At 38.1% G+C, this 12,085-nt stretch carries 8 protein-coding genes, 2 rRNA genes and 1 pseudogene; 7 read left to right on the top strand and 4 right to left on the bottom strand.

Annotation, left to right across the window (positions count from 1 at the left end; genetic code table 11):
• The 3 genes from EU510_RS09475 to EU510_RS09465 all read left to right on the top strand — a co-directional run.
• Positions 1–180: ribosomal RNA gene (locus EU510_RS09475) — 23S ribosomal RNA — on the top strand; the annotation flags it as partial.
• Positions 181–322: 142 nt separating this feature from the next.
• Positions 323–437 (top strand): 5S ribosomal RNA (gene rrf, locus EU510_RS09470).
• 1,371 nt (positions 438–1,808) lie between these two features.
• Entirely contained in the window at positions 1,809–2,444 is a 636-nt protein-coding gene (locus EU510_RS09465; RefSeq protein ID WP_149593284.1) for a methyltransferase family protein, read from the top strand.
• A gap of 94 nt (positions 2,445–2,538) precedes the next feature.
• Here the strand turns inward: EU510_RS09465 and EU510_RS09460 are convergent, their stop codons facing one another.
• The 3 genes from EU510_RS09460 to EU510_RS09450 are packed head-to-tail and all read right to left on the bottom strand — an operon-like array spanning position 2,539 to position 7,159.
• The gene (locus EU510_RS09460) at positions 2,539–4,557 is read right to left on the bottom strand and encodes a putative bifunctional diguanylate cyclase/phosphodiesterase (protein ID WP_149593283.1); all 2,019 of its coding nucleotides are present in this window, start codon (positions 4,555–4,557) and stop codon (positions 2,539–2,541) included.
• A 4-nt stretch (positions 4,558–4,561) separates the two neighbouring features.
• Positions 4,562–5,089, bottom strand: a complete 528-nt coding sequence (locus EU510_RS09455) for a YfiR family protein (RefSeq protein ID WP_149593282.1) — start codon at positions 5,087–5,089, stop codon at positions 4,562–4,564.
• A gap of 9 nt (positions 5,090–5,098) precedes the next feature.
• A complete protein-coding gene (locus EU510_RS09450) occupies positions 5,099–7,159 on the bottom strand; it encodes a TonB-dependent receptor plug domain-containing protein (RefSeq protein ID WP_149593281.1) in 2,061 nt (686 codons plus the stop codon).
• 475 nt (positions 7,160–7,634) lie between these two features.
• On the opposite strand from EU510_RS09450, the gene EU510_RS09445 reads away from it, so the two are divergent.
• Entirely contained in the window at positions 7,635–8,510 is an 876-nt protein-coding gene (locus EU510_RS09445) for a diguanylate cyclase domain-containing protein (RefSeq protein ID WP_149593280.1), read from the top strand.
• A 52-nt stretch (positions 8,511–8,562) separates the two neighbouring features.
• On the opposite strand, the gene EU510_RS09440 is transcribed toward EU510_RS09445, so the two are convergent.
• Positions 8,563–9,471, bottom strand: a complete 909-nt coding sequence (locus tag EU510_RS09440) for a LysR family transcriptional regulator (RefSeq protein WP_149593279.1) — start codon at positions 9,469–9,471, stop codon at positions 8,563–8,565.
• A 102-nt stretch (positions 9,472–9,573) separates the two neighbouring features.
• Between EU510_RS09440 and EU510_RS09435 the strand changes: the two are divergent.
• The 3 genes and pseudogenes from EU510_RS09435 to EU510_RS09425 all read left to right on the top strand — a co-directional run bounded on the left by EU510_RS09435 (position 9,574) and on the right by EU510_RS09425 (position 12,039).
• Positions 9,574–10,201: pseudogene (locus tag EU510_RS09435) on the top strand (NAD(P)-dependent oxidoreductase).
• Between the two features lie 108 nt (positions 10,202–10,309).
• Positions 10,310–11,326, top strand: a complete 1,017-nt coding sequence (locus tag EU510_RS09430; protein WP_149593278.1) for a Kelch repeat-containing protein — start codon at positions 10,310–10,312, stop codon at positions 11,324–11,326.
• A complete protein-coding gene (locus EU510_RS09425) occupies positions 11,323–12,039 on the top strand; it encodes an SIR2 family NAD-dependent protein deacylase (protein ID WP_149593277.1) in 717 nt (238 codons plus the stop codon). The genes EU510_RS09430 and EU510_RS09425 overlap by 4 nt, the downstream gene beginning before the upstream one ends.
• The last annotated feature ends 46 nt before the right edge of the window (positions 12,040–12,085 follow it).

The following is a 12,085-nucleotide window of genomic DNA, read 5'->3' as shown; positions in this document are numbered from 1 at the left end:
ACGTTCGGAACTGATAAGCGCTGAAAGCATCTAAGCGCGAAGCAGGCCTCGAGATGAGTTCTCACTAGACTTTTAAAGTCTCTGAAGGGCCGTTGAAGACTACAACGTTGATAGGCAAGATGTGGAAGTGGTGTGAGCCATTAAGCTAACTTGTACTAATTACCCGTGAGGCTTAACCATACAACGCCAAACGCGTTTTATGCGACAGTTTGACAGAAGTTAATATGACTAAAGTAGATATTTACTGAAGACTTAAAAAATATTATCAGATATTTTCCAAATTCAGTTAGTGCGTAGTAATACGGATTAACGCCCAAATTTGCTTGGTGACAATAGCGTTTTGGACCCACCTGACTCCATGCCGAACTCAGTAGTGAAACGAAACAGCGCCGATGATAGTGTAGCATTTGCTATGTGAAAGTAGGACATTACCAGGCTTCAAATTAAAGAAACCCGTTACAGCAATGTGACGGGTTTTTTGCTGTCTGGGATTTAATAAATAGCCAAGAGCCCATCACGAACTCAGTAGTGGCCGCTCTCGTACATCCTGTACTCCACGGCATTTGTATTCCTATACATCAAACAAAACAGCTCGAAGGCGAGCCCCGCGGAAGGCCGCCCCGACACAAAGAGAGTGTAGCATTTGCTATGTGACCTTCTACCGCTGTGGGCACTACGACATCCTACTGCGTAGCGCACCGACTTCAAATTGTAGAGAGCCCGATTCGAAAGAGTCGGGCTTTTTTACGTCTGCAGAAAAGTAAAATGTGCGCAATTAACACACATTCATATCGCGATACAAAGAGAGTGTAGCATTTCACTGTGGCTCTCTACCGCTGTGGGCACTACGACATTACCAGACTTCAAATTAAAGAAACCCGTTACAGTAATGTGACGGTTTTTTTGCTGTCTGGGATTTAGTAAATAGCCAAGAGCCCATGACGAACTCAGTAGTGAAACAAAACAGCTCGAAGGCGAGCCCCGCGGAAAGCCGCCCCGACACAAAGAGAGTGTAGAATTTCACTGTGGCTCTCCACCGCTGTGGGCACTACGACATCCTACTGCGTAGCGCACCGACTTCACATTGTAGAGAGCACGAATCTAACGATTCGGGCTTTTTTATGTCTTCAGAAAAGTGAAATGTGCGTAATTAACACACACTCACATCAACACTCATCACGTAGGTCAGGCGAGCTTAGCTACTCCCGACGCTAAAATCATAAAATTCACCGCTCAGCAATGAGTACGCAGCATTTCACTGTGACTCTCCCCCGCTGTAGGTATCATGAGATCATACAAGTTTTAAGTTGTAGAACTCCCTAACCTAACGATCTGAGCTTTTTTACATTTGCAGAAAAATGATTTAGGTATTTCTCTAGAGCGAAGCGTCTCTCAGTGAATAATCTACTGAATTTAACTAGTTAAAGTGGCATCGCCGATGCGAGTGCAGTCTTTCACTGGGACTTCCTAACGCTGAGGGCACTATTGCACTGTACAAAGCTTCAAATTAAAGAAAGTCCTAAACGAAATAGTCGTTTTTTTGCGTATATAGAATGTAAAAATATGAGTGAATAATATCAATTCAAATATATAAGCAGATTGGTATTATATAAAAAGTGTGAGATCCTCATAAATCAAAGTTATTTTAAATTAATGGTATTAGTTAATGATTACTCGTTAACAAACCTCTGACTTAACTTGTTTATGAAGGCAATGAATACTAATATAATTTCATGACCTTATAACTAAAATTTATTGAGTTAGTTGTTTTAAAATTACTACCAATAATGATTGTGAGCTGTAACTAGATGCCCTATGAAACACTTTTAGATGACTCTACTTCGCTAGTTGAATTTACACGTATTTACTTAGCTATTTTTTATACTTTTGTTGCGGGGTTTTATACATTTAGAATTATTTATAAAAATCGAGATACACCATTAGGCGTTATTTATCCCGGTGATAAATACTGTACTAGTTGGTGGAACCATATGGTTTTTAAATTTTTCAGAGCTGCTATTTGGTTTGTATGTGTAATTAGGGTGTTTGTACCTGAGTTAGATAGCTATCTAGGGCTATTCCCAATACTCAATGGCTGGCCAGGAGTATTATTTGGCGATGTATTATTGACCGCAGGCTTTATTTTGACGATGTTTGTACATTTTCATATGGCAGCACTTTGGCGCTCAGGAATTGATCCCAAGGGACCGCATGAGCTTAAAACATCAGGATTATATGAATACTCTAGGAATCCGATGTATTTAGGTGTTGTAGCTGCACAAGTGGGTTTCTTTTTAGCCTTACCTAGTGTATTCAGTTTAACCTGCTTAGTAATTGGTTTTATAGCTATATATAGACAAACTTTAGTTGAGGAAGCTCATTTAGCTCATCGTTTTTCTACACAATACAAAGAGTATAAGCAACTTGTCCCTCGCTGGTTATAGCTTGGGATTAAACTCTAAATATATAGGATTTACATTGAAGAGTTAGTGGGTTGCTCCATGTTAGATTAATAAATTTCAGCATAACAGGCATAAGTTAGATAACTTCTTTTTGTTCTATATATTTTTTAATAAACTCTTTTTTAGAAATTGCCTTTGAAAAAATGTAGCCTTGAATATAATCGCAAGCAAGCTGCTTTAACAGATCATACTGTTTTTGTGTTTCAACACCTTCTGCTACCACCATTACATCTAGATTGTGAGCCATAGTGATAATAGCCTTCACGAGAGCAATACTATTATCATTAGATTCAAGGTCATTGATAAACGAGCGATCTATTTTTAAAATATCGATATCTAAACGTTGTAAATACGCTAAAGAAGAGTATCCAACACCAAAGTCATCAATAGCTATATCTATGTCAATGGCGCTCAACCGTTTTAATTGTCGCTGTATTGACGAGTCTGGATCCATTAGTGTGTTTTCAGTTACTTCAATTAATATAGTTTTTGCAGGCAGCTCATATTCTCTACTTGCTGCAATCCAATCATTCACCCAACAACCTGCACGATCAATTTCAAGCGGTGATGTATTTACACTTATTTGAATTGTTTTTTTACTCAAAACGTTAAATTGAACGGTATCCTGAATCGCTTGATATTTTACCCATTGACCTATGTCGTTTATTAACCCATTTTTTTCAGCGACGGGTATAAATTCATTGGGTCCTATTAGGCCTCGTTCAGGATGATTCCAACGAATAAGGGCTTCAGCTTTTGGGACTGATTTCCCGTCAATTGAAAATATAGGTTGGTAATATAATTCAAATTGATTATGGGTGACTGCTACGCGTATTTCTTCTATTAGGCGACGTTTTTCTGTGGCTTTTTCTTCAATAGCATACGAGAAAAATTCATAGCGATTCCGACCTTTATTTTTAGACAAGTACATCGCTTGATCCGCACGTTTAACGAGTTCTTCTACTGTTGAACCATCAGTAGGAAAAAACGTTAAACCTATGCTTGCCGTAACAAATACCGTTTCCTTTTTTATTTTAATACTCTGCATTAAGCTGTTTTTTATAGCTTCGGCAATTTTTGATGCTTCATCTGGACTGTTTACACCCTCTAAAATTAATGTAAATTCGTCTCCGCCTAAACGAGCTACAGTATCTCTACTTGTTATACAGCTTTGAAGTCTGGCTCCTACTTGGTGTAATAATAAATCACCGTAGTCATGGCCAAGGCTATCGTTTACTTCTTTAAAACCATCTAAATCTATAAATATAAGTGCGAATTTTATTCCTGCAACACTTACTAACCTTTGTAGCTTCTCGTAAAAATACCGTCTATTTGGTAAATCGGTTAATCCGTCTTGGTAGGCATATTGTTGCAACTGAATATTTGCATTTTCAAGTTCATTAGTACGCAGTCTAACTTGGTTTTCTAATGAATTTTCTCTTTGTTCAATGTTGTATAACATAGCATTAAAACAAGAGGTTAATTGTCCTACTTCATCTTGTGATAGCTGTTTTGCACGTAGGCTATAATCATGCGACGTTGTTATTTTATTTGCTGTTTGTGCTAAATATAAAATGGGGTTTAAAAAGCGGCGCCTTAGTAAAAGAGATAAAATAAGGCTGATAGCAAAGGTAAGCACCATCAAAATCATTATAAATTTAAAATAAAAAGTGATTCTGTCTTGAATGTAACTGTTGTTAGCGCGTATTTTTAATACGCCATAATCATGCATATCGAGTTGAAGGGGGGTATTAACTTCAATACTTTGTTTTACTTCTTCATCTTCGGATTGCGCAATAACAAGTTGCTCACCAGTCATACTTGTTACCATTATACTAATAACATCTGAGCGTATAAGTATTGGGTTTATAAGCTCCTGTACTGCATCCATATCGTCGAACATAAGCGCGGTAGTTATGTTGGGTGAAAGCATTTTTGACAGAGAACCTAAGCTTTCTATTTGCTCCTTTTTAGCGCTGGTGATTTCATAAGCACTAAATACAATGGTTACTGTAGCGGTAGATACAAGTGCGACACTCATTAAGATAAATAATAATTTTTTGCTCATTGTATTGAGTGAGAGTAGTTTTTTCATCGAATCACCTATCTACAACGCGGGCAAGTCGCAGTACTTTTGAACTCATAGTAATACCTGCGTCTTTTAGCTGCTTTGGTGCAATTTCAAAGCGAATTTTTCCACTGGAAAGAAAGAACCTGATATGACCGCCACTTTCCATAAATGAGTCTGTTTCACCAATGATCATAATGTTTTTTAGCTTTAAGGGCATCATTTTTTGCCACAGGATAAATGTATCAGAGGTAATAAATAGCATGTTACACGCGGAGGTTGCGACTTCATCAAGAGTAATTAATTTGTTGTATAAAGGTAAGTTTTTTATCGTACGATTTTTTAAAGCGGTATTAGCCACATCAATAAAAAATTTATCAGGGCTACAAATAGTAAATTCATTAAGGGATTCTAACTGAGAATCCCACTGTCCAAAACGTGCAAAGTTATATAAGAAGCCTGCTTTTAACATGTATTCTTTTTCAACAGCGCTAACGCTGGCACTAAAAAGTGTCAATGTTATTAAGCTACTGTGAATTAGACTTCTTAACTTAATCATCTAACTAACTTAGAAATTTGCTGAAATAGTAAATGTAATACACTCATCAATATAGTTCGGTAATGTATAGGTTTCGCTCGTATTGTTGTACTCAATATGTGAACCTGCAAATAGGTTTTTACCTGAAATTGCAGTAGACCACACAGGAGTAGCCTGCCAATTCCAACTAATATCTAACGTTGTGTAATTATCGGTGTTATATGCATTTGAGTTTACTGCTCGTAAAGTCGCAAATACACTATGGTCAGCTAAGAATGTATAATCGGCTTTTACAAATAACTGCTTGTTTTTAGAGTCATAGCCAATAGCCGGTTCTACTCGTGGAGGTAAGTCGTAATTATAGTCAGTGTAGCTATAACCAAACTCAGTATTGAGATTATCTACTGGTTGCCATGATACAACAAGGTCGAACCCTTTAGTCGTTGTGTCTGCTACAGATGCAAAGTCTAAATCTAAGCGGGTCATTGTTAGTGCTTGAAAGACTTCTGGAATTCTCCCTGCTAGAAATAAATCAAGTATTGGAGTGAATTGCTCAGCATGCGTATTCATATCAATAACCGCTACATTTTTAGCATCAGTATAATAAGACGATAAATCTAACGACCAGTCTTTAGTTGTAAATCGGTAGCCTAATTCATACGATAGATAGTTTTCTGACTTAACATTGTCATTACCATTTAGGTATGTTGCAATTCTATAGTTGTCTATTTGTTCAAAGCCTGAGCTTATACCGGCTAGGTTTATTACTTTTGTACCATTAACTTTAAAGTTATCGTTAAACTCAATTAGAGTAGGGGTTCGAACACTTCGTGATACAGCGCCCCATACAACGTTGCTATCGGCTGGCTTATAAATAAGTCTTGCTGATGGTTGATTTTCCCAGCCGGTTAGATCGTTATGGTCAAGTTTAGTACCAATAATAAAGTCAAGGGTATCAGGAATCATATTGTACTGAGCTTGGACAAGTGCGCCATATTGTGTGAGGTTATCGAAGTCTTTATCACTATCTAAAAATACGCTTTCTGCGAAAGATATAGAATTGTATCGGTAGTTTAAGCCCCAATCTAGTTGTAGAGATTGATATATAAAGTTCATTTGATAATCAATATCTATCGATTGAAAGTCTTCTTTAATGTAATTTTGAGAGCCATTTTGTTTAAGCCAAGAAATTTGTAGCATCTGGTTTGCATCTGGCGACATTCGGTTTTCGAGCCGAGCCATTATGCGTGAGTCTGTTCGTTTTAAATCATCCGAAAATGCAATGTTTGCGTTGGTTTCATCTATAACACCGCGATAGTTTTGGCCAAGTTTTGAGTGAGTTATATCGCCTTGAAGTAGTGCTGACCACTCATCACTAGGGGTAAAGTCAGCTCTAAAGCCTAATGAATGCTGTTTTGTAGTATCGTTAGGAGGAAGTGAAATTCCCTTTTTTGACTCATTAGCATCTTTTAAGTGGCCGTAAACACGGTAACTGCCTTTGTTACTTATATCACCACCGTAGCGAAGGTTAGCATCAACATTTATTTGGTTACCAGTTGTTACGTTTGCATATCCACCGCGAGTATCAATACTATTTTTAGTAATAATATTAATAACGCCATTGTTTGCGTTACTACCCCAAAGTAACCCGCCTTGCCCACGTATTACTTCGATGCGTTCAATATCGTACAAAGGCACGTTTAGGGTTTCCCAGTAAACTGCCGCAAATTTTGGGGTATACAAGCTTTGCCCATCAATCATTACTAACAGTTTGCTTGAAAAACGAGAGGCAATGCCTCTTGATGAAATAGCCCATTGATTATTATCGAGCTGGCGTACAATTAAACCAGGCACAATTTTGAGTACTTCGGGAACAGAGGTTGCTCCAGACTTTGTTATTTGCTCTTTACTTAAAACGTATATAGATGAAGCGGTATCAAATGCTGATTGCGCCCTTTTCATTGCAGAGGTTGCTTGCACATCCATACCCATTAAAGCATCAAGATCAAGGTCTTCGTCTTCAAACGGCTCAGCAGCTAAAAGTGGGCAAACAAAAAGTAACGGCCAAAATAAACGTTGTGATATTTTCACCCAAAAGTCTCCAGCGCAATCAAAAAATCAAAAACAGTCATTGTTTTTGTAAAACATGTGATATCACACGATGTTAACATATATTAGCAATGTAAAAGTATAATTACGATTAAATCAAACAAATCAATTTTGTAGTTATTAAATTTTTATTACACGTTACGAATTGTAAAAAAAATCTGGAAATAAAGTATACAGCCCTCATATAAATATTTTCAGCAGAGTAAGCAAAGAGGAAGTTACTGATAGCTATCAGTTATATAATTTGAAAGTTAGTCTATTTTAGAAGGATTTCAAAGCACTTTTAGGTCATTAATATTTTAGACCATGTTTTTATAAAGGTAGAGAGAGTGGCAAAAAAATAAAATTTTAGTGTAACGTTAAATTAACTATTGTTGAGAACTTAATTCTCTTTGCTTTTATTAAAGGTATATAGAATACTTAAATTCGCTTGGTTTTGCTTTGAAGGCACCAAAGTATGATGAAAAATGAATTGATTAATGTAGAAGAAGTTCTCGATTTAATGCTTGATGCCGTATGTGTGGTAGATAAACAAGGCACATTTGTTTTTGTCAGTGCCGCATTTGAGCAAATTTTTGGTTATACGGCAGATGAAGTTGTTGGCAAAAAAATGATTAACTATGTTTACGAAGGTGATCATCATAAAACACATAACGCTGTAGCTACGCTATTGTCTGGCGAAACGGTAAACCCTCGCTTTGAAAACCGCTGGATAAGAAAAGATGGTCAAATAGTTCATATACTATGGTCTGTTCGTTGGTCAGAGCAACATCAAGTAAGAATTGCTGTAGCGCATGACATAACTGAGCGTAAAATAATGGAAGAGCAATTGTATTATCTGGCAGGCCACGATGTACTTACCGGCTTACCTAATCGCTCGTTATTAATGGATAGATTGCAAAGCACGCTAATAAAAGCACAAAGAAACGATTCATTTTTTTCATTACTATTTATCGACATAGACGGCTTTAAAGCTGTTAACGATACTTACGGCCATAGTGTGGGAGATAAACTACTGCATAGCATTGCTATTAGGCTCTCTAGTGTCATTAGAGAGTACGATACAGTTGGGCGTTTAGGGGGAGATGAATTTTTGATTATTTTAGATAATTTAAAATCACTAACCGAGGCTGACTTTATAAAATTAAAATTGCTTGCCCAATTTAAAGCGGCATTTACACTTGATGAATTAAGCTTAAATATCTCACCTAGTATTGGTATTGCAAACTACCCCGAGCATGGTCAAACAGATCACGAACTTATAAAACATGCTGACCAAGCGATGTACAAAAATAAACAACGAGGCCTAGACAATGTAGCCTATTTACCTTAATACCGACGTTGATTTTTTACCTTAAACTAACTCATGACCACAACACCTTTCGCTACAGTATCTTACTTGTCGCCATATTTTTAATATCACTTTGCCAGTGCTGTGCTAAAAAATCTATAAATGCTCTTACAACAGTTTGTTGGTAGTTTCTTGATAAATAAACTGCCCATAAATTGTGTCCTGATGAGTAATACTCAGGTAACACCTCAACGAGTTCGCCACTCCTCAAATAAGGATTAGCTAAATCGCACGGAATATTAGCAATCCCCATTCCTTTAACTGCAGCTTTAACTAATACGGTCATTTCGTTTGATTGCAAATTGCCACTTACGCCAATTTGTTCATTACTTTTACTCGATAATATTCGCCATTTAGCCGCGCTGCTATGCACTAAGCAATTTTGATTAAGTAAGTCCTGTGGCTTGTTTAGCAAAGGTGATTTAGCTAAATAGGTTTTTGATGCACACAACACACTATCTATATGTATGAGTTTACGCGCAATAAGCTGCTCACTAGGTTGATCAATATAACGCAGCGCCACATCAACACGTTCATCAACCAATTGCGACAAGTTATCCGAAAGTACAAGTTGAATATTAGTTTGAGGATGAATTGCAACAAATTGCTCCACCATATCAAATAACAAATTTTGGCCAAGCCCAATAGGAGAGGCGATTCGAATTGTGCCCACCAGCTCATTATTATGGCTATGCGCTCTGCTTTGTAAATCAGACACCGTACTGAGGATTTGTTGGCAGTAAATAAGTGCTTCTTCGCCCTGAATGGTCAAGCTTACCTTGCGTGTAGTTCTATGAAATAGCTTGAGTGAAAGCCATTGTTCTATTTCTTGTACATGGCGAGTTACTTGTAAACGGCTTAACTCTAAATGTTCGGCTGATTTAGTAAAGCTGCCACAGCGGGCAACTTCAACAAAACTCGTAATTGCGGTTATTTTATCCATTGGCAACTTACTTTGAACTAATATGTGTCTTAACTGTGTATTTATCACTTTAAGTAGTGCAAGTAAACTTACTTTATCAACTTAACAGATAGAGAAACGATAATGAAAATAGCAGTTTTAGGCGCAACAGGTTGGATTGGCAGCACAATAGTACAACAAGCTACTAAACGTGGTTTAGAAGTAGTGAGCATTGTACGCGATGCCGCAAGTAACTGATAACACAGCCGTTCGTGTATTTGATTTACAAAGCCAAGATAGCATTGCATCAGTACTTGAAGGCGTTGATGTTGTTATTGCTTCGGTAGGCGGTCGTGCAAGTGGCAATCACGAGCTCGTAGCGCAAACAGCAGAGCGTTTACTTAACGCACTTAATAAGACTAGTAGACGTTTATTGTGGGTGGGTGGTGCAGGTAGTTTAGAAGTCGCACCTGGAGTTACGCTTGTATCAACACCAGAGTTTCCTGATGAATATAAAGCCGAAGCGCTAGCACAAGGTGAAGCACTTAAAGTATTTAAAACAACACCTAGCTCTGCTTTATGGACGTTTGTAAGTCCTGCAGACATTATTTATCTAGGTGATAATGAAGGTGATTACCGTATAGGCAGTAATACATTTTTTACTAATGACGCAGGCGAAAGCAAAGTTTCGGTTACTGATTACGCAACAGCAATGGTTGATGAAGCGCAAAATGTGGCGCATGTAAATCAGTATATTAGTGTTGCCTACTAGCTTAATCATCAATCAAAAGCGTTTGATTATTTAGATATAACAATACTGGCTCATAAGGCTAAAATAATTTAATCTGAGCGTATTAATTCTTATTAAATTACTTGCCTTATGAGCCTTATTTTTTCTCTTGCGTTAGCAAGCCTTCCCGCTTTACCAGAGCCTGTTTCTAATAATGCGGTAGCTAAAGTAGCAGCACAAAACCAAACCTATTTTTTAAGCTTTATGGGGCTAGGGCGCGATAAACAATACTCGTCCGTGCATAACAAAGTGTGGGCGCTTAAAGTTGGCGATTCACAGTGGCAATCTAAAACTGGTGTGCCTTCAAGCTTGCCATTAAAAGGGCGCTTAGCAAGCACCGCAGTCGGCTTAGGCGAGTATGCTTATGTGTTTGGCGGTTATACGGTAGCAGAGGATCATACTGAAGTTTCAAGCCCCGACGTATATAGGTACGACGTAATAAAAGATACTTACACCCACCTTGCGAGCATGCCAGTACCCGTAGACGATAGCGTAGCGCTTAGCTATAAAGCGCGTTACATTTATCTAATTAGCGGTTGGCATAACGACGGCAATGTAAACTTAGTACAAGTATACGACACGCAAAATAATACATGGCAACAAGCCTCGCCATTTTTAGGTGAGCCTGTATTTGGCCAAGCTGCTGCAATTAGCGGTAATACCATTGTTGTTTGTGATGGTGTTAAAACACAAGCTAATCCTAATTCGCGTCGCTCGTTTGCAGGTGTAGCACAGTGCTTAAAAGGCACTATAGATTCAACTAATCCACAAAAAATAGATTGGCGCACGCTTCCACACCCAACGGGTAACGCTCACTATCGAATGGCAGCCACCAGCTATAATGGCAATATTTATATGCTGGCAGGCTCTAACAACCCATATAACTACAGCGCAATAGGCTACGACGGCAAACCTGCACCAGCAAGCAATCATGTTTGGCGCTTTAGTGGTGATAAAAACGAATGGAAGGTTTTATCACCGGTTGACGTAAAAAGTATGGATCATCGTGGTTTACTTGAGCACAACGGTGTTTTATACCGAATTGGCGGTATTGATAATAACCAGCAAGTAAGTGCTAACGTACTCGGTTACGAGGTTCAAAAATGAACACCCTTTACATTACCGGGGCGGGAGTCAGCGCAGCCAGTGGCATTCCTACATTTCGAGGTGAGGATGGTTACTGGACCATAGGCAGTAAAAATTATACGCCTATGGAAATGGCAACACGCGCAATGTACCAAAACGCTCCTAAAGAGTTTTTAGCATGGTATTACCATCGCTTTGCAACGTATCGCAACCATGGCCCAAACGACGTGCACCATTGGCTAAGTGACAAAAATTTAATCACTCAAAACATAGATGGGCTTGATGGCAAAGCAGGTAATAAAAACTACATTGCTATTCATGGCAGGCTCGATCAAATGACCTTATTTCATGAGCAAGGCGACGATGTAACCCCATTTACCGCTCCGTGGGAAGACGTTGATGAAAGCTGCTTACACGATTCTTTATTTGAAGTGTTTAATATTCAAAACCAAACACCTGAGCTAAATCATTCATTTAAGCCCTTTGTTTTATTATTTGACGAATACTACACCGAGCTTTACAGAATAACACAAGCACAACAGCGTATGCTCAACGCCGATAAGATTGTATTTATGGGTACCTCGTTTAGCGTCAATATTACGCAAATGGCAATTGAAATAGCCCGCGATTACAACATTCCTATTGAAGTTGTAGATCCCGAGCCTGCTCATATTTTACACCCGAATGTAAGTTATAAAAAAATGACGGCACTGGAGTACATTCAAAACAACTAAAGTAAGCGCGTTATGAGTATTTAACGCGCAATCTTTAATATTATTT

This window comes from Pseudoalteromonas sp. FUC4 (assembly GCF_008370255.1).
Classification (GTDB): domain Bacteria; phylum Pseudomonadota; class Gammaproteobacteria; order Enterobacterales; family Alteromonadaceae; genus Pseudoalteromonas.
Note: the sequence above shows the minus strand (reverse complement) of the source record. Positions and strands in the feature narration are given on the sequence as shown.